This is a genomic window from Candidatus Darwinibacter acetoxidans (assembly GCF_041936445.1).
In the GTDB taxonomy this organism is placed as follows: domain Bacteria; phylum Bacillota; class Limnochordia; order Darwinibacteriales; family Darwinibacteriaceae; genus DTU010.
This window is the reverse complement of record NZ_JBHGXH010000270.1, coordinates 1-24,387: the sequence shown is the minus strand read 5'-3', so window position 1 is coordinate 24,387 and position 24,387 is coordinate 1. Positions and strand designations below refer to the sequence as shown.

Here is a 24,387-nt window from a genome sequence, read left to right as displayed (position 1 = left end):
AACAGGGTAGAACTGGCCCGGGAGAGGATGCTGGACCTCCAACTTAACCTGACCAGGATCCTTTCGGAAGAGCAGGATCTGGACTATGCCGAAGCGATTATGGAGCTGAAGATGGAGGAGTTTGCCTACCGCACTGCTTTGGCAGTGGGGGCCCGGATCATCCAGCCTTCACTGGTGGACTTCCTGCGTTAGGGTTGTGAAGGGGCATGAGGCTGCAGATTACCACAGTCTACCCCCGCTTTGCGGTGGAATACCACTGGCCTAGGGCCGAGATCAGGCAGGAGGTCACCCGGGTCCAGGTCAGGACAGAAGGCCCGGTGGTGGAGATCGATCAGCGGCACTGCTGGGCGGATTTGGGCCTGGCTGGGCCGATGGATTTTGCCAAGCAGGTGCGGGATGAGGCCCGGTTCGAAACAGTGGAAGCGATAGGTAAGATCGCTGCTGAGGGCGATGAGGTTGTGAAGCGGGCCGGCCATTTCCGCGAGGAGATCATTTTCGCAGACCAGGCGAGGCGCCGCATGGACGAGCGCATCCCTGAGTTAAATGTTCAGGCGGTTCCCAAAGCGCCTCCGAGAATCAAGTTCCATTACGCCATGGAACTGGACTGGAGCCCAGGCGGAGCCGTAATTAAGCACCATGTACGTCCTCCCACCATTACCTGGCAGTTAGGTGGGGTATACGTGGATGTCCGTGTGTGAGGGTGAGGTGGGTCAGGTGGAACTGCAAACGAAGTTCGGCACAATCACGGTAGATGAAGACCAGATCATCCATTTCCCCAGGGGGATTCTCGGTTTTACCGACTACCACCGGTATGTTCTGGTGGAAAGGGAAGACAGCGTGTTCAGCTTCCTCCAGTCGGTTGATGAACCAGGCTTGAGCTTTGTGGTGATCATGCCCGAACTGGTGCGGGCGGACTATGAGGTGGAGCTGAGCGAGGAGGAAATCGATCTGCTCCAGATCAGCTCGCCCGAAGATGGTAAGGTCTTCGGCATTGTGACCATCCCGGAAAACGTCGCCGAGATGACGGTGAACCTGCAGGCTCCGGTGGTGATCAACACCAAGGAGCGGCTGGGGGCCCAGCTGATCATCACAGGGGACAAATATCACACCAGGCACAACGTGATCGCCGAGATGCATAAGAACGCTTATCTGCTCCAAAAGCAGGGCGCGGAAGAGATTCCAGAATCCGTCTAAATCTGGACTCATCCGGGCAGAATAGAGTCCAGGGAGGGACAGATATGCTGGTACTAACGCGCAAAGTGGATCAAAGCATCATGATTGGAGATAACGTCCGCATCGTTGTGGTGGACGTACGCGGCGACCAGGTCAAACTGGGCATCGATGCCCCGCGCCACATCATGGTTCACCGGCACGAAGTGTATCAGGAGATCCAGGCGGAGAACAAGCGGGCCGCTCTCAAGAAGGAAATCGATGTGGGCACTTTGGAACAGGCGCTGCGTGAAGCACGCCCCAACGTCAAGGGCGAAGCTTAGACCGATGTATGGGTGAAGGAGGGTAGGCGTATGAAGGTCCAGGGATCAATGGAGCTGCCAAGGACGAGCTATGTTCAGCAGGCACCCCTCGCGCCAAGTCCCGAGCGGGGGCAGGCCGGCCGGGTTACGGCAGCGGAGGACAGCCTTCAAGAAGCTAAGTCCTGGGAAGAACAGACGGAATTAGAAGTCCAAGAAGCGGTGGAAGCTCTCAACGACGCGGTGGAGTATATCAACCGCGGCCTCAGGTTCACAATCCATGAGGACACGCAGCGGATGATGGTCAGGGTTGTCAATATTGAGACCAACGAAGTGATCAAAGAGATCCCTCCTGAGGAAGTTCTGGACACCGTGGCTCGCATCCGGGAAATGATCGGACTTCTCATCGATAAATGGGCTTAGGGGGTAGGGATTCGAAAGTGACGGCTCATGCATATCAGCTTTATAGACAAACTCAGGTGTCAACAGCCTCCCCAGGTGAGCTGCTGCTCATGCTGTTTGACGGGGCCATTCGTTTTGCCCGCCAAGCACAGGAGCACCTGCGCCAAGGGGATCTGGAAGCAGCCAACAGCAAACTGATCCGCGTTCAAGACATCGTCAGCGAACTCAACCTGTCGCTGGATCTCAGCGTGGGTGAAATCGCCGTGAATTTGCAGCAATTATACACATACATTTATGACCGTTTGGTGCAGGCTAACATCAGAAAAGACCCGGAGATAGTGGAAGAAGCGTTGGTGCTGCTCATGGAGCTGAGGGATACCTGGGAGCAGGTGGTGGCCCAAACTAGATGAGGGAAATCCGGGAGAGGATCAACGCGCTCACCACAGCATACACAGAGCAGCTGGCTCTGTATAAAGAAATCGGCGAGGTGGGCTCACAGGAAGGTGAGCTGATCAGCACAGGCCAGCTGGACCGCCTTCTGCAGGTGCTTAAGACCAAAGAGGGCCTGCTGAGGCGCGCCGGTGAATACGAGCGGGAGATCTCCCAGCGCCAGGAAGAGCTGGTGAAGCACTTCGGACTCGCTTCCTTTTCCCTGCCGCAATTGAGGCTGGCCGCCCCAGAATACTACCAGGATGATCTGGCGGCCTTAGAGGCGGTGCTCAGCGAGCTGGCTCCCGTCTTGGAGCAGTTGGAAAACCAGGAGCGCCAAAACGAGGCGCAGCTCAGCGCCTATCTCAAGCAGACCCAGGCGCAGCAGGCGGTGCAGCGCAAGCGAGCGGGGAGGGCCTACGGCAAGAAAAAAATGTGAGTTCGGCAAGCAAGAAGGGCTGGGTTTCTGACTCAGTCCATTTTTCTCTACCCGGAAGGATTTTACGTTCCCTAGGGGTAATATTATCACTAAAGTCGTCATTGAAGGAGTGAAGAGGGATGGCCAAGATCAGAGTCAGCATCTCCGGAAAGAACCTGGAAATTACTGAAGCTTTGCGCAGCTACGTGGATAAGAAGATCTCCAAGCTGGACAAATACCTAGATGACAATCGGACGGCTTCTGCAGAAGTGATGCTCAGAATTGAGCGGGGCATTCATATTGCCGAGGTTACCGTGAACCTCTCGGGCGTCCTGCTCAGGGGCGAGGGCAAGACGGGAGATATGTACACCTCCATTGACAGTGCGGTGGACCGGATTGAGCGCCAGTTCAACAAGTTCAAGAGCAGAATCTGGAAGAAGCACGGACCCAAGATAAGCGAAATGCAAGCACCTGCTGCACACGGTGAGGAGCTGGCCAGTCCCCGGATAGTGAGAACCAAACGGTTTGCCCTAAAGCCCATGGACGTGGAGGAAGCGGTCATGCAGATGGAGCTCTTGGGGCATGATTTTTTTGTCTTTAGGGATGCCGACAGCGGCGAAGTAAGTGTGGTTTACAGGCGGCGTGATGGCAACTATGGGCTCATTGAATCCGAGTTCTAAAACGAGCAAGCCTGTCAGTTTAGTGATCTTTGAAGGCGGCAGGGTCCAGGGCGTGCTGGAAAGCCAGATGCAGATGGTCAGGCAGGGTATGGTCTTAGATTTAGTGGAGCGGGCCCGGGAAGCAGGTTTTACCCACATCTTGGTGGTCACCTCCTACCCTGAACTGGCTCTGGGCCTGGAGGACGCGGCGGTCGAGGTCGTGCTCGATAAGGAGATCGAACGTCCCTTTCACTTTGGCCAGCGCCTGCGGGATGTGGTCGAAGGCTGCCAGCTGGAAAAGGTGTTGTACATGGGGGGAGCAGCAGCTCCCCTGATTTCTTCCGGGGAGCTCCAGTACATGCGGGAAATCTTGGAACAGAATGAAGAGGTCTTCCTGACCAACAACTATTACTCCGCGGACATCGTGGGCTTCACACCCGCGGCGGCGCTGGGGCGCCTCAACCTCCCTGCCATCGATAATGCTCTGCCCATGGTGTTGAGCAATGAAGGGGGCCTTAGGTATGTGCCTCTCCAGCGCACTTTGGGCTTGAACTTCGATGTGGACACGCCAACCGATGTACTGATCATGGCGGTGCATCCGGCCTTGGGGTCCCATACCCGGGCCGCTGTGGAGAACCTGGATTGGGACTTTTCCCGGGCCGAGGCCATCAAAGAGCTGCTGGGCAACCCCATGGGTGAGCTGGTCATTTACGGGCGGGTGGGCCCCAACCTCTTCCAGTATCTGGACGCGAACACCCGCTGCCGGCTGCGCCTCTATTCCGAGGAGCGGAGCATGAAGGCCTTGGGCCGGGACGCCCGGGGCGAAGTGAAGGCGCTGATGGGCCGGCTCGTGGAAGAGCTGGGTTTCGCCGCTTTTTTCAGATTTCTGGCCGAACTGGCCGGCGGTGCGGTCTTAGACACCAGGGTTCTCTTCGAACACTTTCATTGGGAGCTCAGCGCGGCCGACCGCTTTGCTTCGGATCTGGGAAGGTTAGAGCTGATCTCCCACGGGCCCCTGCGGGAGTTTACCCGTGCCGCTCTGGAAGCCCCCATTCCCGTCCTCCTTGGGGGGCATTCCCTGGTCGCGGGTGGGCTGTGGGCCATGATTGATGCGGGGTTGAAGGACCTCCCTGCCTAAAGTTGCAGGGGGCCGCGGGTCGTAGTAGAATAAACCTGGGGGGTAGAAACGTGCTGCAACGGCTGAAGAATTGGCTCGATCCCACCGAACGGGAGCTTAAGCGCCTGGGTTCGGTGGTTGATGCCATAAATGCTCTAGAACCGCAAATGCAGGCCCTCAGCGATGCGGAGCTGCAGGCCAAAACCCCGTACTTCCAGCAGAAACTGGCCAACGGGGCCAGCTTGGATGATCTGCTCGTGGAAGCCTTCGCCGTGGTGCGGGAAGCGGCCAGGCGGACCTTGGGCATGCGTCATTTCGATGTGCAGCTCCTGGGGGGCATTATCCTGCACCAGGGGCGGATTGCGGAGATGAAAACGGGTGAAGGCAAAACGCTGGTCGCTACTTTACCCGTTTACTTAAACGCGCTCACCGGCGAAGGCGTGCATGTGGTCACCGTCAACGATTACCTGGCCAAACGGGACGCGGAGTGGATGGGCGCCATTTACAAGTTCCTGGGGATGAGCGTGGGCGTGATCGTCCACGGACTCAGCTTCGAGGAGCGCAAGGAAGCCTACAACTGCCAGATCACCTACGGTACCAACAATGAGTTCGGCTTCGACTACCTGCGGGACAACATGGTGGTCTACCCGGACCACATCGTCCAGAGATCCCTCAACTACGCCATCGTGGACGAAGTGGACTCCATCCTCATCGACGAGGCCCGCACTCCCCTGATTATCTCCGGGGCAGCGGAGGATTCCGCCCAGCACTACGTGCGTTTTGCCCAGATCGCGCCCCAGCTGAAGCGGGATCGCGATTACGAGGTGGATGAGAAGGCTCGGACCATCTCCATTAAGGAAGAGGGCTTGGCCAAGGTGGAGCGCCTCTTAGGGATCGACGATCTCTTTGATGATGCCCACTTTGAACTCAACCACTACCTTAACCAGGCCCTCAAGGCTAAGGAGTTTTTCCAGCGGGATCGGGATTACGTGGTTAAAGACGGTGAAGTGATCATTGTTGACGAGTTTACCGGCCGCCTGATGCCTGGCCGGCGTTACTCCGACGGTTTGCACCAGAGCATCGAGGCCAAGGAAGGGGTGCCGGTGCTCAAGGAGAGCCAGACCCTGGCCTCCATCACCTACCAAAACTACTTCCGCATGTACCGGAAACTCGCGGGCATGACCGGTACTGCCAAGACCGAAGAAGCGGAGTTCAGGGAGATCTACGGCCTGGATGTGGTGGTCATACCCACCAACAAGCCCATGATCCGTGAGGATCTGCCTGATAAGGTGTTTAAGACCAAAGAGGCGAAAATCCGGGCGATCATCGCCGACATCGCGGAGCGCTATAAGAAAGGGCAGCCGGTTCTGGTGGGCACCATCAGCATCGAAGCTTCGGAGCAGCTCAGCGAGCGTTTGAAGCGGCTTGGCATTCCGCACCAGGTGCTCAACGCCAAGTACCATGAACTGGAAGCGGAGATCATCAAGCTCGCGGGCCAGCGGGGTGCCGTAACCATTGCCACCAACATGGCCGGCCGCGGCACAGACATCGTCCTGGGCGAGGGCGTGGTGGAGCTGGGCGGTCTGCACGTCATCGGCACGGAACGCCACGAGTCCAGGCGCATCGACAACCAGCTGCGGGGCCGCTCCGGCCGCCAGGGAGACCCGGGTTCGTCCCAGTTTTATGTCTCCATGGAAGATGACCTCATGCGCCTGTTCGGTTCGGATCGGATCATGGGGATCATGGACCGCCTGGGCTGGGAAGAGGATCAGCCCATTGACCATCCGCAGATCAGCAAGGCCATTGAAAACGCGCAAAAGCGCGTGGAGACCCGCCACTTCGAAATCCGCAAGCAGGTTTTGGAGTACGACGATGTCATGAACAAGCAGCGGGAAGTGATCTACGCGCAGCGGCGGGCAGTGCTCCTGGATGAGAACATCTCGGAGCAGATCAGTGCCATGCTGGGCGCGGTCTTTGAGCGCTTGGTGGAGCGCTATGCCGACGAGAAGCTGAACCGGGAAGACTGGGATTTGGAGGCCATCAGCCGGCAGTACGCCGAGCTGGTGGGTCAGCCCTGTCCCTTAAGCCCCCAGAAGCTGAGCGCCCTGGAGCCTAAGGCCATGGTAGAAGCCCTCTCCACCCGGGCCCGGGAGGCCTATGCCCGGAAGATGGCCAACTACGGTCCCGAACTGCAGCGCCACATTGAGAAGCTGGTCCTGCTGCAGATTACAGATCAGAAGTGGATGGCCCATCTGAGCAACATGGATGATCTGCGGGAGGGGATCGGGCTGAGGGCCTACGCCCAGCGGGATCCCCTGGTGGAATACCGCCTGGAAGCCTACCAGATGTTCCAGGAGATGGTCCACGCCATCCAGGAAGACTGCATCAGCATGCTCTTTAAGGTGCGTCTGGTCGGTGCGGAAAAGGCCCAGCCCAAAGACAGGCTGGCCAGCGCCCAGACCAACCGCGGAGAAGAAGTGGAACGCAAGCCCCGCCGCGTGGGGGAAAAGGTGGGCCGCAATGACCCCTGTCCCTGCGGGAGCGGGAAGAAATACAAGAAATGCTGTGGGAGGTAGATTATGCAGGAACTGTTGACAAGCTTAGGTAGAAGGATAGAAGAAATGCGGGGCTATCTTTGACATAGCAGGTAAGCAAGCCCGCCTGCAGGAGCTGGAGGCGTCCCTGCTGCAGCCGGGCTTTTGGGATAACCAGGAATTGGCGCAGAAGACCACTAGGGAAATCAGCGAGCTGAAGCGAATCATCAAGCGGTGGCAGGGCGTGCATGCCCTGTATGAAGATGTCGTGGTGCTGGTGGAACTGGTGGACGAAGGGGAAGATGAGGACCTTGCAGGCGAGCTCGAGGCGGGCCTTTCCCGTCTGCAGCGGGAAGTGGACCAGCTGGAGTTGGAGTCCCTGCTCAGCGGGGAATACGATGCCAGCAACGCCATTTTGACCATCCATCCCGGCGCCGGCGGCACCGAATCCCAGGATTGGGCCGCCATGCTCTGGCGGATGTATACCCGCTGGGCCGAAGATCGGGGTTACAGCGTGGAAATCCTGGACTACCAGGCCGGGGACGAGGCGGGCATCAAGGATGTTACCCTGCTCATTAGGGGCCTGTACGCCTACGGCTATTTGAAAAGCGAAAAGGGGGTCCACCGCCTGGTGCGCATTTCCCCCTTTGATTCCTCCGGCCGCCGCCACACCTCCTTTTCTTCCGTGGAGGTGCTGCCGGAGATCGAAGATGATCTGACTGTGGAGATTAACCCCGATGATCTGCGCATCGACACCTACCGCTCCAGTGGTGCCGGGGGTCAGCATGTGAACAAGACCGATTCCGCGGTGCGCATCACCCACCTGCCCACGGGCATCGTGGTGCAGTGCCAGTCCGAGCGCTCGCAGCACGCCAACCGGGAATCGGCCATGAAGATCCTCCGGGCCAGGCTCATGGAGCGGCAGCTGGCGGAGCAGAGGGCCAAGCTGGAAAGCATCAAAGGCGAGCAGCAGGAAATCGCCTGGGGCAGTCAGATCCGTTCCTATGTCTTCTGCCCCTACACCATGGTGAAGGATCACCGCACCAACGTGGAAGTGGGCAACGTGGAAGCGGTCATGGACGGTCATCTAGATCCGTTCATTGAGGCTTATTTGAAGATGAAGCGCTGAGCGAAGGCCTTTTTCGCAGAGGAGAAAAAGGCCTTTTTAAGGAGCGGAGTGTATGAAGCGTGCATGGGCGGTTGTCCCTTTGTTCATTGTCCTGGTTTTGCTCTTCCTGCCCAAACTGTTCCTTGTGCCCAGCGTGACCAGGGAGCTGGAGGCGGAGCTGGCGGCGGGCCTGCACACTGAGGCGCTGGAGCTTGAAATCAAGGCCCCCTGGGGCTGGGAGCTGCTTTTGGGGCGCATCCCCAGCCTGACCTTGGCTGCCAGGGATGCTTCCCTGGAAGGAGTGGCCGTCGCCCAGGTGGCTGTGGAGGGTGAGGAGATCCTCTTCCAGCCCTGGACCCTGTTCCGCCAGCGGGAACTGGTGATCACCCGCATTTCCAAGCTGACAGGTTCGCTTACGATCACTGAGGATGCCCTCAACGAGATGTTCTGGCGGGAAGTGGATCCCTCCCGCCGCCTGTGGCTGGAAGTTCTCCCGGAAGGCCTGGCGGTGGTGGGAACGGTGGGCCTGTGGAACATGGACTTGAGCATCCGCGTCCTCGGCGACGTGCTGGTGGAAAGCGGCTCGGTCCTGGGGTTCGAGGTGAAAGAGGTGGCCGTGCAGGAGGCCAGCCTTCCCCCGCAGCTCTTGGAGGTGCTCGCGGGCAGCTTTGGCTTCACGCTGGATCTGGGGGAGTTCCCCCTGCCTGTGGAAGTGCGGGCCGTGGAGCTTTTGGACCATGAGATCAAGATCCAAATCGGAGGACAGCAATGAAAAAGGTTTTGTGGATCATCATCCTGGTGGCGGCCCTGGCGGCCCTGGGCACCGCAGCCCAGCGCTGGCTGGTGGAATGGCCCAACCGCACCGTGGAACTCGTCTATGATCTTTACGGCCTCCAGCAGCTCAGTGCCGAGTCGGGGGTGCCCCTGGACCAGCTGTTCGCCGACCTGAAAGCGGCTGGCGTGGAAACCATTGCCGTCCAGCCGGAAAGCCTGGGCGAGCGCATGCTGGCCGGCGGAGAGGTACCGCCGGAGGTCTTGGGGGAGCTTCCCCAGGATCTGGTGGAGCTGGGGCCCTTTTTGACCCTGCCCCTGGCCTTTGACGCCCAGCAGTTCCAGCTGGTGCGGGACGCGGGTCTCAAAGCCTCCCCCAAGCTGAATACGGTTCCGTGGGAAGTGGAGCCCCTGTGGCGGGATGCCCAGCCGGAGCTTCTGATCCTCAGCGGGCAGGGCACCATGGACCTGGACGAGCTGCAGGGCTCAGAAGCGGTCTTGGCCTTAGTGGAATTCGCCGTGCCCCGTGTGGAAGCTGAGCCGGACCGGGTGGTGCGGCTGCACGGCATCAGCGCCCGGGAGATGCGGGTGCTCTCCGACGAGCGCATCCTCAATCGCTATGTGAGGGCCGTGCGGGAGAGGAATATCCGGGTGCTGTATGTGCGCCCCTTTATGGAAGAGGATGGAGGCTGGCAGCGTTCGCTCCAGCTCCTTGCGGCCCTGGGCCAGCGCCTCCAGGCCGCGGGGTTTGAACTGGGTACTGCCCAGCCCTTTGCCGCTTGGCGGCCGTCTCTGCTCTTGACGGCGCTGGCTGCGGCGGGAATCTGGGCCGGCGCTGTGCTCTACGGTCAACTCCTCCTGCCCGGTCTGAGGGGCTTGGTTTTGGGCGGCGGAGTCTTGGCTTACCTGGCCAGCTTGGTGCTGCTGTTCCGCGAGCCCCTCCTGGCCAAGCAGGGCTTAGCCCTGGTTGCTGCGGTTGTCTTTCCCTGCCTGGCCCTGGAGTGCCAGTGGGGGAAGGGGCATCTGGCCCGGGCCCACAGCGTGCTTATGGTTTCCCTCTTGGGCGCTTTATTCGTGGTGGGCACCTTGAGCGGGACGGAGTTTTTGGTGAAGATGGAGGAGTTCCGGGGCGTGAAGCTCATGCATGTGCTGCCCATCGCCCTGGTGGCTTTTACGGTGGTGCGTCCCGTGGGGGAGTTCCTGCGCCGGGAAGTCCCGGTGCGCTGGCTGGTGGCCGCGGGGTTCGTGGGCCTTTTGGGGATAGTCTATGTACTGCGCACCGGCAACTTCGGCCTGCCGGTGCTGGAAGTGGAGGTACGGGCCCGGGAAGCCCTGGAAAACCTGCTGCGGGTGAGGCCCCGTACCAAGGAGCTGTTTTTGGGCCATCCCGCCCTCTATCTGGCCCTGCGTGCCCCCGGTTCCCAGCGGTCATGGCTGCTGCCCCTGGCAGTGATCGGGCAGCTCTCCTTGGTCAACACCTTTACCCATACGCATACCTTCTTAGGTGTGAGCCTCTTGCGCACCCTGTACGGGTGGATCTTCGGCCTGCTTGTGGGCTGGCTGCTCTGGCGTCTCTACCACTGGGGGAAGGGGTGGCTGCGCCGTGATTCTGGTTTCGGGGTACTACGGGTTCGATAACCTGGGCGACGAGGCCATCCTGGCCGCGCTCTGCCAGGACCTGGCCGCCCTGGGCGTCAGCCGGCGGGAGATCGCGGTTCCTTCGGGAAACCCCGCCAAAACCGCGGCCCTGCACGGGGTGACCGCCCTGGGGCGTTTCGATCTCCCGGGGATCTGGCGGGCTTTGTCTTCTGCCCGCTGCCTGATCAGCGGAGGGGGTTCTCTGCTGCAGGATGTGACCAGCAGACGCAGCATCCCCTATTACCTCTCCCTGGTGGAGCTGGCCCTACTGCTCCGGGTGCCTGTGGTCATGTACGCCCAGGGTTTGGGGCCCATAGGCAGCGGCTTCTTCAGAGCCTGGACCGCCCGGGCCTATCGGCGGGCCGCGGCCTGCTCGGTGCGGGATGGGGAGAGTTTAGCGTTCTTAGCGGAACTGGGCGTCCCCCGGGAAAGGATCGTCCTGGCCGCGGATCCGGTGTTTGCCCGGGAGCCTGCAGCAAGCGGCGGTGGCACGGGAAAACTTCTGCTGAATCTGCGGCCCTACCCGGCCTGGGCCCAAGAACAGGAGCTCTGGGTGGAGATCCTAGGGCGCTGGCTGGGGGAAGGGTACAGGGTGGAGTTTGTGCCCCTGGGGCCGGGGGATGCAGAACTGGGGGCCCTTCTTCAGTCCAGGCTGCCTGGGCTCCAGCTGCGTGCCCAGGTGGAGCTCCAAGAGGTGGACGCCGTTTTCCAGGGGGCGCAGCTCTGCATTGCCATGCGCCTCCACGGGGTGATTTTCAGCGCCCTCAACGGCTGCCTGCCCCTGGGCATCAACTACGATCCCAAGGTGGCAGCCATCTGCGCCCAGCTGCGGGTGCCCCATGTGGAGGTGGGCGGTTTGCGGCAGCTGCCGGAGCTTGTGGATCTGGTGCTCGCGGAGTACGAGGAACGCCGCGCAGAATGCCGCCTGGCCTTAGGGGAGCTGCGCAGGCGGGCGGAGCACAACCGCAGACTTTTAGCCCAGGTTTTGAGGTGAGAATGTGGGCAGGAAGATGATCCTGGGGGTGGGCTTTGATCCCGTGTCCATGGGCCAAGCCCTCCACCGGTTGGAAGAGTTCATCCCTTCTGGTAAACCGCACCTGGTGGTCACCGCCAATCCGGAGATGGTGATGTTGGCACGGCGCGATCCCCTGCTCGCCGAGATCCTTCAGCGGGCGGATCTAGTGGTGGCGGATGGCATCGGTGTGGTTTGGGCCGGCGGCGTTTTGGGGCAGGAGGTGCCTGAACGCATACCCGGCATTGAGCTGGCCGAGGCCCTGCTGGCCAGGGCTGCCCAGCGGGGCTGGGGCGTCTTTCTCCTGGGCGCCCAGCCCGGGGTGGCGGAGCAGGCCGCGGCGGCCCTTACGGCCCGCTGGCCGGAACTGCGCATCGTTGGGACGCAGCACGGCTTCTTTCAGGGCCCAGAGGAAGAGGAGGTCCTGGCCAGCCTGAAGGAACTGCGCCCCCATATCCTCCTGGCTGCCCTGGGTGTGCCCCGTCAGGAAAAATGGCTCGCGGCCCACTTGGGCCAGCTGAAGATACCGGTGGCTGTGGGGGTGGGGGGCAGCTTCAATGTCTGGGCCGGAGTGGATCAAAGGGCCCCGGCCTGGCTGCGGAAGTTGAATTTGGAGTGGCTCTACCGCCTGGTGAAGCAGCCCTGGCGGATCAAGCGCATGGCGGTTTTACCCTTGTTTGTGCTGGCTGTCTGGCAGGAGCGACTAACAAAGGGGAGGTAGGGGAATGGCGCGCAGGATTGTGCTGGGCTATGGCGGAGTGCTGGTGGGGGTGGCCATTACCGCCCTGGGGGTCAGTTTCTTTTTGATTCCGGCCAAGATTGCCGCGGGAGGGGTGAGCGGCTTGGCCACGGTCATCTACCACCTGACCGGTTTCCCGGCGGGCGTGATCATGCTGCTTTTGAACCTGCCCCTCTTTATCTTGAGCTGGCGGGTGCTGGGCTCCATCTTCGGGGCGCGCACGCTGTTTGGCACCGTGGCCCTGTCATTGTTTGTGGACCTATTCAACCGCTGGGCAGCGCCCATTACCGAGGATCTGCTCCTGGCGGCCATCTACGGCGGGGTGCTTTCCGGTATTGGTCTGGGCATCGCCTTCCGCAGCGGCGGTTCCACCGGGGGTACGGATATGGCTGCGCAGCTCCTGGCCCGGTTCTTCCCCACCAGTGTGGGGCAGGCCCTCCTTCTGGTGGACGGCGCGGTGATCGTCCTGGCTGGCGCGGTGTTCGGTTTGGAGCTGGCCATGTACGCCCTGATTGCCGTGTTCATCAGCACCAAGGCCATTGACCTGGTGCAGGAGGGGCAGAGCTACGCCAAGGCCTGCCTGATCATCTCGGATCATCCCGAGCCCATTGGCCAGGCCATCATGGAGCAGCTGGAGCGGGGTGTCACCAGCCTGGAGGGGCAGGGCATGTACACCCGGCACGGGAAGGATGTCCTTTTGGTCATCGTTTCCAGGATGGAAATTGCTGCCATCAAGAGGATCGTCGCATCCTTGGACCCCAAAGCTTTTGTAATTATCCACGACGTGCACGAGGTGTTGGGAGAAGGGTTCAGGCGCCTGCCGGAAGCGGCTGAGCGGCCGTGAGCTGCCTTGCCAAGCCCGTTAGTATTTGATATGATATGATGAATCCGCGGAGCAAAGTCTAGCGGCAAAATCGGGGGAATATAGTTTGCATAGATTTAGAAAGCTGGTGGTAGAGTGAGCCGGAAAACAGCCCTCACCCTGATAACCATTGCTGTCCTGCTTTCCGTGACCCTCTTTTACGGGCCTCACCGGGCCAGTTCCCAGGTGGGGGTGCCGGAGGCAAGAACGGAAAGCCTCAGCACCGTTTTAGAAGTGATTGCTCTGGTGAAGACCAGGCATTATTTCCAGCCGGTGAGCACCTTTGACCTGTTTAAGGGTTACGTGGCTACGGGGACTATCAACGGCATGCTGCGCCATGCTCTGGATGATCCCTACACCCGGCATATGGATGCCTCGTCCTATGAAAACATGATGAACGTAACCACGGGGATATACGGCGGGATCGGTTTGTCCGTGGGCATTGTGGATGACCGGGTGACAGTTATTTCACCCATGAAGGGAACCCCTGGCGAGCGGGCCGGACTGCGGCGGGGGGACAAGATCGTGGCCATCGACGGCCGGGACACCACTTACATGACCCTGGACGAGGCGGTGAGCCTGATGCGGGGACCGGCCGACACCGAGGTGAACCTCACCATCCAGCGTGATGACGAGATCTTCCAGGTGCATATTGTACGGGAACTCATAAATGTAATATCTGTGCCTGAGTACTATATCATCGATGAGGAGTACGGCATCGGTTATATTCAGATCACCAACTTCTCCGAGCGCACCTATGACGAGCTGGTTGAGGCCCTGGCGGAACTGGATGCCCAGGGACAGAGGGCGCTCATCATCGACCTGCGTTTCAACCCCGGCGGCACGCTGGGTTCTGCCCTGCAGGTGGCCGATGAGTTTGTGGGAAATGCTCCCCTACTCTACTTAGAGGACAAAGACGGCCTGCGCCTGCCCTACATGGGCCGGCGGGAAGGCACCAGGGAGCCCATGCCCATGGTGGTCTTGATCAACGAAGCCAGTGCCAGCGCTTCGGAAATCGTGTCGGGCGCCCTACGGGATAACGGCCTGGCTGTATTGGTGGGCACCACCACCTTCGGCAAAGGATTGGTTCAGTCCCTCTATCCCCTCAGGGACGGCAGCGCCCTCAGCGTTACGGAGCAGGGCTACCTCACCTCAGGTGGGCATGACATCCACGGTGTGGGCATCGAGCCGGATATTGTGGTGGAGGTGACCTTGGAAGAGGAGCAGGCCATCTACGACGGCGAGGCGGAATACGATCCACAGCTGGAGAAGGGTCTGGAGGTCTTACGCTCACAGCTGTAGATGGACGCACCCCGGAAACTTCTCCGGGGTGTTCCTTTCCCGGCTGGAGTTCAGGAGGAGATTTAGATGAAGCAGATCTGGGACCTGGCGGTCATCACCTGGCAGACTTTTGCCCTCATGTTTAGCGACCTGCGCTACATCCTCATTTTGGTCTTGGTGTTCAGCATTGTCTACCGCCAGTACGCAAAAATCCGCGACTACGAACAGGGGTTCTTCGGGCTGAAGAGAATTGATCCCTTGCGGGAGACTGCAGCCGCGGCCATTTACGGTTTGGGCGGCGGTTTACTTGCCACAGTGCTCTTCATTGCCCTGGGGGTTTCCCTGAGCAACGCCGGGGCTGCCTATCTATGGCTGGCCGCGCTTTTGCTCATGCTCTTCCATCCCCGCTTCCTGTGCTTTGCCTACGCCGGCAGCGTGGTGAGTATCGCCCATCTGCTCACAGGCTATCCCCAGGTGCACATCCCCACCCTCATGGCGCTGGTGGCTATTTTGCACCTGGTGGAAGCGGCCCTTATCTTCGTGGACGGGCATCATGGGCCCTCGCCCATGTTCTTCAAGCACAAGAGCGGTAAGGTGGTGGGCGGGTTCGCCCTGCGCAAGTTCTGGCCTATGCCCACCATCGCCCTGGTGGGGCTGGCGGTGGCCGGCTCTGGTGTGGAGTGGCAGACTGTGGCCATGCCCGATTGGTGGCCTATCTTTCGGGCGGGTCTTGAGGCGCCGGAAGGTCATGTGCTCATGTACATGCTCTTTCCCCTGGTGGTGGCCTTGGGGTACAGCGATTTCGTCCAGACGGAGCTGCCCAAAACCAAGGCCAGGCGCAGTGCCGGCATGCTCTTCCTCTACAGCCTGGTGCTCCTGGGCTTGGCCCTGGCGGCCAATGCCTACCCGGCGCTGGCCATTCTCCCTGTGATCTTCGCTCCCCTCGGCCATGAGCTGGTGATTTTGTGGGGGCGCTGGCGGGAGCAGCGCCGCGAGCCAGTCTTCCACGGGGAAGAGGGCGTGATGGTGCTCTCCGTTTACCCCGGTTCGCCCGCGGAGCAGATGGGGCTCCAGGCGGGGGATGTGATCAAAAGCGTGAACGGAATTGCCGTGGAGAACCTGTCCCAGCTGGTGACCGAGATTTCACCCTGGGCAGTTGATCCCGTGTTTGTGGTGGAGAACCAGTTCCGCCAGCCCCGGCGGCGGGAAATCCTCTTTCGGGGGAAGGTGCCGCCCTTGGGGATCATTCCTGCACCCCATCCCCAGCAGGGGTCCTATGTGCGGCTGCGGGAGGGATTTTTCCAGAGCCTCTGGAAAAGGTGGAGAGCGAAGGGCAGGTGAGGCCGTGCAGCTGCAGCTGGATACCAAGAAAACATGCATCATGGCTCTTTTGGCCCTGTTTGCCTTCAGTTCCCTGGGGTTCGCCGTGTTCGGCCTGATCATGGGCCCGGACCACAGGATCGGCTTGGAACGACGGTCCGAAGTGGAAGTGGAGATCCGGCGGCCCCAGGTTCCCGACCTGGAGGAGTTTGTCCAGGTTTGGCACGGGGCCGGCTACGACCTTTTCAAACGGGAGCAGAACTGCCAGCTCCAGCCTGCGGGCCAGGCGGCCGAGCCTTGGGCCTGGATCCAGTGCCGGGAACAGTGGGTGCTGGTGCCCCGGGAGCCGGGGCTGGATCTGACTGGATTTCTGTTTCAGCTCTGCAGTGCCTTTTTGGAGGAGGGCTGGGCGCTGCAGCTGGAAGCCGCGGAGTATGGTTATACTTTGGGGTTCTGGAGCCATGTGCAGGGAAGTTCCCAGCGGGTTTTGGCCCTGGAGTGGCAGCTGGAAGAGCTCAATCCCCGCAACTACCGGGAGCATGCCGCCGGTTTGGTTCCGGTTCTGGGTGAATATTTCGATCCCCTGGGCTTTGCCCGGCGCACTCCCCAGGCTCCGGTTCTGGCCATCATCATCGATGATTGGGGGCATCATTCCCCAGCCGCGGAACCGCTCATCGCCTTTCCCCTGCCCCTCACGGTGGCGGTCCTACCCCAGCTGGACCTCACGGTGGACCTGGCCCTGGAGGCCCAAGCCGCGGGGCACGAGGTGATTCTGCACCAGCCCATGGAGGCTCTGGATACCAGCCTGCCCCTGGGGCCCGGGGGCATCTACCGGGAAATGGAACCCGGGGAGGTGGATGCGGTGCTCAGGGACAACCTGGCCCGCCTGCCCATGGCCGTGGGGGTGAGCAACCACATGGGTTCGCTGGTCACGGAAGACCCACAGGCCATGGAGAGCATACTAAGGACAGTGGGTGAACAGGGCCTGTTCTTTGTGGACAGCCGCACCAGCAGCCGCAGTGTGGTGGCGCAAACAGCTGGAGAACTTGGGGTTCCCTATGGGGTCAACGACCTGTTTATCGATAACGAAAACGATCCGGAGCAGATCAAAGGGCAGCTGCGGGCAGGGCTCAGCTTGGCCCAGCGGCGGGGTTACGCCGTGGTGATCGGCCATGTGCGCCCCGCCACCGCCCAGGCGCTGTGGGAGATGGTCCCTGAGCTGCTCAGTTCAGGGGTTGAGCTGGTGCCCATCTCCCGGGTGCTGTTCAGCTCCGGTGGATATAACGGGCTTGAGCTTCAGCAATAATCCGCTTGGCCTCGTCTTTATCCAGCCAGTCGCCTACCTTGGTCTTCTTTTTCTCCAGGTCTTTATACACCTGGAAGAAATGGGTGATCTCCTTGAGCAGGTGCGGCGGGACGTCGTCCAAGCCCTTCACCCAGTTCCACTGGGGATCGCTCACGGGCACGCAGAGGATCTTCTGATCCGGGCCCTTTTCGTCCCACATTTCAAAGGCCCCCACCGGCTCTACCCGGATCAGGCAGCCGGGGAAGGTGGCTTCGCCCACGATGACCAGGGCATCCAGGGCATCGCCGTCTTCAGCCAGCGTCTCGGGGATAAACCCGTAATCAGCCGGGTAGTGCACCGAGGAGAACAGCATGCGGTCCAGGTAGAAGCGCTTCTGTTCCTTGTCGTACTCATATTTGTTGCGGCTGCCTCTGGGAATTTCCACCATGACAACTAAGCTCATGGATCTGCCTCCTCTTTCGTTCGGTTCTTAGATATAATTAGCCGCGAAAAGCGGATTACCTACTTTATGGTGAGTAAAGGAGAAAACCATGGGAACTGCCTTTCAAGTAGTGGCTCCCTTTGAACCAGCGGGGGACCAGCCTAAAGCGATAGAACAGCTGGCCAGCGGGCTGCGCCGGGGTATGCAGCACCAGACGCTTCTGGGTGTGACCGGTTCCGGGAAGACCTATACCATGGCTAAGGTGATTGAGGCGGTGCAGAAGCCCACCATTGTCATCGCGCACAATAAAACGCTGGCGGCCCAGCTGTGCAGCGAGTTTAGGGAGTTCTTCCCCCACAACGCAGTCCACTACTTCGTGAGCTACTACGACTACTACCAGCCGGAGGCCTATGTGCCCACCAGCGACACCTATATCGAAAAAGATGCCTCCATCAACGAGGAAATTGACCGGCTGCGCCACGCCGCCACCAGCGCCCTTTTCGAGCGCCGGGATGTGGTGATCGTGGCCAGCGTGTCCTGCATTTACGGTTTAGGTTCCCCCGAGGACTATGTGGGCATGACATTTTCCTTGAAGAACGGGGAGTTCCGGGATCGGGACCACATTCTCCGCCGCCTGGTGGGGATTCAATATGAGCGCAATGATGTGGGCTTCCGCCGGGGCACCTTCCGGGTGCGGGGGGATGTGATCGAGATCATCCCCGTGGGCAGCGAGAATGTGATCCGCATCGAGATGTTCGGCGACGAGATCGAGCGGATCATGGAGCTGGATCCCATTACCGGGGAGCTGATCCAGGCCCATGCTGAGCTCACCATCTACCCGGCCTCCCACTTCATCACCCCGGAGGAAAAGCTCAAGCGGGCCATCCCGGTGATCGAGGCGGAGCTGGAAGAGCGCCTCAAGGAGCTGCGCAGCCAGGGTAAGCTCCTGGAAGCCCAGCGCCTGGAGCAGCGCACGCGCTTTGATCTGGAAATGCTGGCGGAGCTGGGTTACTGCAGCGGGATCGAAAACTACTCCGCTCCCTTAAGCGGGCGCCGGCCCGGGGAAACTCCAGCGACGCTTCTCGACTATTTCCCCAAAGACTACCTCATGATCATCGATGAATCCCATGTGACCATACCCCAGATCCGGGCTATGTACCACGGGGACCGCTCCCGCAAGGAGACCCTGGTGGAATACGGTTTCCGCCTGCCGTCCGCCCTGGACAACAGGCCCTTGACCTTTGAGGAGTTTGAGGCCCATATGAACCAGGTGATCTACGTGTCCGCCACCCCGGGACCCTATGAGCTCAAGCACTCCCAGCAGGTGGTGGAGCAGGTGATCCGCCCAACCGGGCTGGTTGATCCGGAGGTTGTGGTCAAGCCGGTGCAGGGCCAGATCGACGATCTCATCGACGAGATCGAGCAGGTGGTGAGCAGGGACGAACGGGTGCTGATTACCACCCTCACCAAGCGCATGGCGGAGGACCTCACCCAGTACCTTACGGAGGTGGGGCTGAAGGTGCGCTACCTCCACTCGGATATCGATACCCTGGAGCGCATTGAAATCCTCCGGGAGCTGCGCCAGGGGGTGTTCCACGTGCTGGTGGGGATCAACCTCCTGCGGGAGGGGCTGGATCTGCCGGAAGTATCCCTGGTGGCCATTTTAGATGCCGACCAGGAGGGCTTTTTGCGCTCGCCCACTTCCCTGATCCAGACCATCGGCCGGGCGGCCCGCAACGTGAACGGAAAGGTGATCATGTACGCGGACCGCATCACCGAGGCCATGCGCTATGCCATCGACGAGACCAACCGCCGCCGCCGTCTGCAGATGGAATACAACGAGCGCATGGGCATCACCCCCAGTACCATCCGCAAGGGCATTTCCGACATCGCTCAGCATCTCGCGGAAGAAAAGGTGGCGGAGGAGAAGCAGAAATACAAGGCGCGGCTCAAGGGCAGCCTGCAGGATGTCATCGCCCTCATCCAAGAGCTGGAAGAAGAGATGTACCGGGCGGCCCAGGAGCTCGATTTTGAACGAGCTGCCGAGCTGCGGGATGAAATCAAGGAGATCAGAACGGAAGTGGGGTTGTCAGTTTGACCGATAGGCTTGTCATCAAGGGTGCCCGCCAGCACAACTTGAAAAATATAGATGTGGAAATACCCCGGAACAAGCTGGTGGTGATCACCGGCTTGTCTGGATCCGGGAAGTCTTCCCTGGCCTTTGATACCATTTACGCGGAAGGGCAGAGGCGCTATGTGGAGTCCCTCTCTGCCTACGCCCGCCAGTTCCTGGGGCAGATGAACAAGCCCGACGTGGACTTTATCGAGGGCCTTTCCCCCGCAGTGTCCATTGACCAGAAGACCGCCAGCCGCAATCCCCGTTCCACCGTGGGGACGGTGACCGAGGTCTATGACTACCTGCGCCTGCTCTATGCGCGGATCGGCAGGCCCCACTGTCCCAGCTGCGGCCAGCCCATCACCCAGCAGACGGTGGAGCAGATCGTGGACCAGATCTTGGCCCTTCCCGAAGGGACCCGCATCCAGGTTTTGGCCCCGGTGGTGCGGGGACGCAAGGGCGAGCACAAGCGGGTGGTGGAGCAGATCGCCAAGGAAGGCTTCATCCGCATCCGGGTCGACGGTGAACTGCGGGAGGTCAGCGCTGAGCTGAACCTGGACAAGAACAAAAAGCACAGTATCGAGATCGTGGTGGACCGCATCGTGGTCCGCCCCGATGTGCAGGGCCGGATCAGCGACTCAGTGCAGACCGCCCTGAAGTTCGGCGAAGGCATCGTCTTTGTGGATGTGATCGGCGGGGAGGAGCTCATGTTCAGTGAGAAGTTTGCCTGCATCGACTGCGGCATTTCCATGGAGGAGCTCACCCCCCGTATGTTCTCGTTCAACAGCCCCTACGGGGCCTGCCCCAGCTGCGAAGGGCTCGGATCTAAACAGGAGATCGATCCGGAGTTGATCCTGGATCTGGACCTGTCCATCGCAGAAGGGGGGCTCATCCCCTGGCGCGCCACCAAAAGCCGCTGGCTGTGGGCCATTGTGGACCGGGTGTGCGAGCTGCACGGAATTGACCAGGAGGTTCCCCTCAAAAAGCTCAGCCAGGACCAGCTGAATGTGCTCCTCTACGGGCTCGGCGACGAGCTGATCACCTTCCCCTACACCAACATGGCGGGGCGGGAGAGGATCTACGAGGCTCCCTTTGAGGGTCTCATCCCCAGCCTCGAGCGGCGCTACCGGGAGGCATCCTCCGAGTGGGTAAAGCAGGATGTGGAGCAGTACATGAGCGTGAGCACCTGCACCGCCTGCGGCGGCAAGCGGCTGCGCCCCGAGGTTCTAGGGGTGACTGTGGGCGGGAAGAACATCATCGAGGTGACGGAGCTGACCATCTCCGAAGCGCTGGAGTTCTTGACCGAGGTGCGCCTCACAGAGAGGGAGCAGCTCATCGCCAGGCAGGTGCTGAAGGAGATCAAAGAGCGCCTTAGTTTCCTGGTGAACGTGGGCCTGGATTACCTGACCCTAAGCCGCGCTTCGGCCACCCTCTCCGGCGGTGAATCCCAGCGCATCCGCCTGGCCACGCAGATCGGCTCCGGCCTCACGGGCGTGCTCTATGTTTTGGATGAGCCCAGCATCGGGCTGCATCAGCGGGATAATCAGCGGCTGTTGGATGCCCTCAGGGAGCTGCGGGATCTGGGCAACACCCTCATTGTGGTGGAACACGACCGGGAGACCATGGAGGCTGCGGACTGGATCATCGACATGGGCCCAGGCGCGGGCACCCATGGCGGGGAAGTGGTCGCGGCCGGCACCTGGGAGCAGATCTGCGCTGAACCCCGCTCTATCACAGGTCAGTATCTCAAGGGAGAGCGGCGCATCCCCCTGCCTAGAAAGCGCCGCCGGCCCAACGGCAAGTTCATCACCATCCGCGGCGCCCGGGAGCACAACCTGAAGAACATCGATGTGCAGATACCCCTGGGCCTGTTTGTGGCCGTGACCGGGGTTTCCGGTTCGGGCAAGAGCACTTTGGTCAACGAAATCCTCTACAAGCGGCTCAGCCAGGAGCTGCACAGATCCAAGGCCAAACCCGGCGCCCACGAGGCCATTGAGGGCCTGGAGTTCATCGACAAGGTGATCGAGATCGACCAGTCGCCCATCGGCCGCACGCCCCGTTCCAACCCGGCAACCTACACGGGGGCCTTTGACGGCATCCGGGAGCTTTTTGCCATGACCGCGGAGGCCAAAATCCGGGGGTACAAGCCCGGCCGGTTCAGCTTCAACGTGAAGGGCGGGCGCTGCGAGGCCTGCAAGGGGGACGGCATCCTGAAGATCGAGATGCATTTCCTGCCCGATGTCTATGTGCCCTGCGAAGTGTGCAAGGGCAAGCGCTACGGCCGGGAGACGCTGGAAGTGAAGTACAAGGGGAAATCCATCGCCGACGTTTTGGACATGCAGGTGGAAGAGGCGGTGGAGTTCTTCAAGAACGTGCCCAAGATCCACCGGCGCCTGCAGACCCTCTACGATGTGGGCCTGGGCTACATCAAGCTCGGCCAGCCCGCGACCACCCTCTCCGGGGGCGAAGCCCAGCGGGTGAAGCTGGCCACAGAACTCTCCCGGCGCAGCAACGGCCGGACCGTGTACCTGCTGGACGAACCCACCACCGGGCTGCACTTCGAGGATATCCGCAAGCTCCTGGCGGTGCTGCAGCGGCTGGTGGATGCGGGGGATACGGTGGTGGTCATCGAGCACAACCTCGATGTGATCAAGACGGCGGATTATATCATCGACCTGGGTCCCGAAGGAGGGCAGCGGGGCGGCACCGTTGTCGCCCAGGGCACCCCCGAGGAAGTGGCGCAGGTGGAGGGATCTTATACAGGGCAGTTTCTGCGCAGGATCTTAGCTGAGGAAAGCTGAAAGGGGGCATTCCCATGGATCTCCAGGAGAAGCTCAGTATGCTGCCCACCGCGCCCGGCGTCTACCTCATGAAGAATGAGGCCGGGGAAGTGATCTATGTGGGCAAGGCGGTGAGCCTGCGCAGCCGCGTGCGCTCCTATTTCCAGAAATCCGCCGCCCATCCCCTGAAGGTCCAGGTGATGGTGGAGCACATCCACGATTTTGAATACATCGTGACCGACTCGGAAGTGGAAGCCCTCATTTTGGAAAACCACCTGATCAAGGAATACGCACCCCGCTATAACGTGCGTTTGAAGGACGACAAGACCTATCCTTACATCAAGGTGACAGTGCAGGAGGACTTTCCCCGGGTGCTCATGGTGCGCAGGCGCCTGGATGACGGTGCCCGCTATTTCGGCCCCTACACCGATGTGTCGGCGGTGAAAAAGACCCTGTCTTTTCTGCGCACCTTGTTCCCCGTGCGCACCTGCAGCAAGAAGATTGTGGAGGGCCAGCAGGATCGGCCCTGTTTGAACTACCACATCGGCCGCTGCCTCGGGCCCTGTGCAGGTCTGGTGAGCGGGGAAAAGTACCGGGAGATGATCGAGGAAGTGATCATGTTCCTGGAGGGGCGCATCGACCGGCTCCTTCCCGAGCTCACGGAGAAGATGCAGCAGGCCGCAGCCAAGCTGGAGTTTGAAAAGGCGGCCCGCTTCCGCAACCAGATCCGGGGGCTGCAGGCCCTGGCGGAGCGCCAGAAGATGGTGGCCCAGCACCACGAGGATCAGGACTATGTGGGCTATGCCCGCTGGGGGGAGCTCGCCTGCGTGCAGGTGTTCTTCGTGCGCGGCGGCAAATTGGTGGGCCGGGATCACTTCCTGCTCGACTGCTCCAGTGAAGAGGATGCCCAAGAGATCCTCCGCTCGTTCCTGCAGCAGTACTACCAGGAGGCGTCCTTCATTCCCCGGGAAGTGCTCATCCCCGTGGAACTGCAGGAGCCTGCGGTACTGGAGAGCTGGTTGGGCCGCCTGCGGGGCGGCCGGGTGTACCTGCGCACCCCCAGGCGGGGGGCCAAGCGGCAGCTGCTGGATTTGGTCATGAAAAATGCCCAGCTGGTGCTGGATGAGACGAAAAGCCGCCAGTCTGTCAAAGAAAAGGCGGTGGAAAGGGCCCTGCAGGAGCTCCAGGAAGTGGCGGACCTGCCTGAACCCCCTGAGCGGATCGAGGCCTTTGACATCTCCAACCTCCAGGGGACAAACATCGTCGCCTCTTTGGTGGTTTGGGAAAATGGTGACTTCAAGAGTTCCGATTATCGCCGCTTTAGAATCCGCGGCGTGGCCGGGGCCCCCGATGACTACGCCTCCATGCGGGAGGCGGTGGGCCGCAGGTTCCGCAGGGGTCTGCAGGAGAAGGAGGAAGAAGGGGGAGAGGGCAAGTTCTCGCTCTTCCCTGACCTGGTGCTCATCGACGGGGGCAAGGGCCAGCTCAGCGCTGCCCTGGAGGTCCGGGATGAGCTGGGTTTGATCATGCCCTTCATCGCCCTGGCGGAAAAGCGGGAAGAGATTTACCTGGAGGGCAGGTCAGAGCCGGTGGTACTGCCCCTGGATTCTCCTGGGCTGCTCCTGCTCAGGAGGATCCGGGATGAAGCCCACCGCTTTGCCCTCACCTACCACCGCAACCTCCGGGGCAGGGCCACCCGCAGTTCGATCCTTGATGAGATCCCCGGGATTGGCCCCAAGCGCAAGAAGGATCTGCTCCGGCACTTTGGCACGGTGAAACGGATCCGGGAAGCCAGCCTGGAAGAACTACAGCAGGTGCCAGGTATCAGTGCCAAGCTGGCCGCGGAAATCTACCAGTACATGCACAAGGGGGCGTTGCAGAACTACTCGATTGAGTAGGAGCAACGCTCCTTTTTGTGTCTCTTGGCCTGAAAATGCGCCCAGAGTTGGACAGATCTTGAGATGGCAGACACATACGAGTGTTTTTGGGCGCGCGAAAAAGACTC

21 protein-coding genes and 2 pseudogenes are annotated in these 24,387 nt (G+C 60.7%); 22 read left to right on the top strand and 1 reads right to left on the bottom strand.

Features of this window, described 5'->3' with window-relative positions:
- The 19 genes and pseudogenes from flgL to ACE4YL_RS10305 form a co-directional block, all read left to right on the top strand.
- Positions 1–192: pseudogene (gene flgL / locus ACE4YL_RS10395) on the top strand (flagellar hook-associated protein FlgL); the annotation flags it as partial.
- 14 nt (positions 193–206) lie between these two features.
- Complete coding sequence (locus ACE4YL_RS10390; protein WP_461359361.1) at positions 207–698, top strand: DUF6470 family protein; 492 nt, start codon at positions 207–209, stop codon at positions 696–698.
- Positions 685–1,194: a flagellar assembly protein FliW gene (gene fliW / locus ACE4YL_RS10385; protein WP_461359360.1), complete on the top strand. Its 510-nt coding sequence runs from the start codon at positions 685–687 to the stop codon at positions 1,192–1,194. The genes ACE4YL_RS10390 and fliW overlap by 14 nt, the downstream gene beginning before the upstream one ends.
- A gap of 44 nt (positions 1,195–1,238) precedes the next feature.
- Positions 1,239–1,493, top strand: a complete 255-nt coding sequence (gene csrA / locus ACE4YL_RS10380) for a carbon storage regulator CsrA (RefSeq protein ID WP_461359359.1) — start codon at positions 1,239–1,241, stop codon at positions 1,491–1,493.
- Between the two features lie 30 nt (positions 1,494–1,523).
- A complete protein-coding gene (locus ACE4YL_RS10375; RefSeq protein ID WP_461360146.1) occupies positions 1,524–1,892 on the top strand; it encodes a flagellar protein FlaG in 369 nt (122 codons plus the stop codon).
- Between the two features lie 17 nt (positions 1,893–1,909).
- Positions 1,910–2,281 (top strand): flagellar export chaperone FliS, encoded by a 372-nt coding sequence (gene fliS, locus ACE4YL_RS10370; protein ID WP_461369616.1) that lies wholly within the window; start codon positions 1,910–1,912, stop codon positions 2,279–2,281.
- Positions 2,278–2,739: a flagellar export chaperone FlgN gene (flgN, locus tag ACE4YL_RS10365; protein WP_461359356.1), complete on the top strand. Its 462-nt coding sequence runs from the start codon at positions 2,278–2,280 to the stop codon at positions 2,737–2,739. The genes fliS and flgN overlap by 4 nt, the downstream gene beginning before the upstream one ends.
- Positions 2,740–2,858: 119 nt before the next feature.
- Complete coding sequence (hpf, locus tag ACE4YL_RS10360; RefSeq protein WP_461359355.1) at positions 2,859–3,398, top strand: ribosome hibernation-promoting factor, HPF/YfiA family; 540 nt, start codon at positions 2,859–2,861, stop codon at positions 3,396–3,398.
- Positions 3,399–3,420: 22 nt separating this feature from the next.
- Positions 3,421–4,515: a hypothetical protein gene (locus ACE4YL_RS10355; protein WP_461360147.1), complete on the top strand. Its 1,095-nt coding sequence runs from the start codon at positions 3,421–3,423 to the stop codon at positions 4,513–4,515.
- 50 nt (positions 4,516–4,565) lie between these two features.
- Positions 4,566–7,070, top strand: a complete 2,505-nt coding sequence (gene secA, locus ACE4YL_RS10350; RefSeq protein WP_461367147.1) for a preprotein translocase subunit SecA — start codon at positions 4,566–4,568, stop codon at positions 7,068–7,070.
- A gap of 49 nt (positions 7,071–7,119) precedes the next feature.
- Positions 7,120–8,157: pseudogene (prfB, locus tag ACE4YL_RS10345) on the top strand (peptide chain release factor 2); the annotation flags it as partial.
- A gap of 52 nt (positions 8,158–8,209) precedes the next feature.
- Complete coding sequence (locus ACE4YL_RS10340; RefSeq protein WP_461359483.1) at positions 8,210–8,908, top strand: LmeA family phospholipid-binding protein; 699 nt, start codon at positions 8,210–8,212, stop codon at positions 8,906–8,908.
- Positions 8,905–10,545, top strand: coding sequence for a DUF5693 family protein (locus tag ACE4YL_RS10335; RefSeq protein WP_461359484.1), 1,641 nt, complete (start codon positions 8,905–8,907; stop codon positions 10,543–10,545). The genes ACE4YL_RS10340 and ACE4YL_RS10335 overlap by 4 nt, the downstream gene beginning before the upstream one ends.
- Positions 10,511–11,539 carry a polysaccharide pyruvyl transferase CsaB gene (gene csaB, locus ACE4YL_RS10330; RefSeq protein WP_461359485.1) on the top strand — a complete coding sequence of 343 codons (1,029 nt, stop codon included), beginning with the start codon at positions 10,511–10,513 and terminating at the stop codon, positions 11,537–11,539. The genes ACE4YL_RS10335 and csaB overlap by 35 nt, the downstream gene beginning before the upstream one ends.
- 4 nt (positions 11,540–11,543) lie before the next feature.
- Positions 11,544–12,278 carry a WecB/TagA/CpsF family glycosyltransferase gene (locus ACE4YL_RS10325; protein WP_461359486.1) on the top strand — a complete coding sequence of 245 codons (735 nt, stop codon included), beginning with the start codon at positions 11,544–11,546 and terminating at the stop codon, positions 12,276–12,278.
- A 4-nt stretch (positions 12,279–12,282) separates the two neighbouring features.
- Positions 12,283–13,140, top strand: coding sequence for a YitT family protein (locus ACE4YL_RS10320; RefSeq protein WP_461359487.1), 858 nt, complete (start codon positions 12,283–12,285; stop codon positions 13,138–13,140).
- 114 nt (positions 13,141–13,254) lie between these two features.
- A complete protein-coding gene (locus tag ACE4YL_RS10315; RefSeq protein ID WP_461359488.1) occupies positions 13,255–14,460 on the top strand; it encodes a S41 family peptidase in 1,206 nt (401 codons plus the stop codon).
- 66 nt (positions 14,461–14,526) lie between these two features.
- Entirely contained in the window at positions 14,527–15,780 is a 1,254-nt protein-coding gene (locus tag ACE4YL_RS10310; RefSeq protein ID WP_461360148.1) for a PDZ domain-containing protein, read from the top strand.
- Between the two features lie 4 nt (positions 15,781–15,784).
- Positions 15,785–17,065: a divergent polysaccharide deacetylase family protein gene (locus ACE4YL_RS10305; RefSeq protein WP_461360149.1), complete on the top strand. Its 1,281-nt coding sequence runs from the start codon at positions 15,785–15,787 to the stop codon at positions 17,063–17,065.
- Here the strand turns inward: ACE4YL_RS10305 and ACE4YL_RS10300 are convergent.
- Positions 17,025–17,507, bottom strand: coding sequence for an inorganic diphosphatase (locus tag ACE4YL_RS10300; RefSeq protein WP_461359768.1), 483 nt, complete (start codon positions 17,505–17,507; stop codon positions 17,025–17,027). The two genes, ACE4YL_RS10305 and ACE4YL_RS10300, sit on opposite strands and share 41 nt — an antisense overlap.
- 88 nt (positions 17,508–17,595) lie before the next feature.
- On the opposite strand from ACE4YL_RS10300, the gene uvrB reads away from it, so the two are divergent.
- Genes uvrB through uvrC form a run of 3 tightly spaced genes read left to right on the top strand, consistent with a single transcriptional unit; the run spans position 17,596 to position 24,280 of the window.
- The gene (gene uvrB / locus ACE4YL_RS10295) at positions 17,596–19,584 is read left to right on the top strand and encodes an excinuclease ABC subunit UvrB (RefSeq protein WP_461359767.1); all 1,989 of its coding nucleotides are present in this window, start codon (positions 17,596–17,598) and stop codon (positions 19,582–19,584) included.
- Positions 19,581–22,403, top strand: coding sequence for an excinuclease ABC subunit UvrA (uvrA, locus tag ACE4YL_RS10290; RefSeq protein ID WP_461360150.1), 2,823 nt, complete (start codon positions 19,581–19,583; stop codon positions 22,401–22,403). The genes uvrB and uvrA overlap by 4 nt, the downstream gene beginning before the upstream one ends.
- A 14-nt stretch (positions 22,404–22,417) precedes the next feature.
- Positions 22,418–24,280: an excinuclease ABC subunit UvrC gene (uvrC, locus tag ACE4YL_RS10285; RefSeq protein ID WP_461359027.1), complete on the top strand. Its 1,863-nt coding sequence runs from the start codon at positions 22,418–22,420 to the stop codon at positions 24,278–24,280.
- Positions 24,281–24,387: the final 107 nt, after the last annotated feature.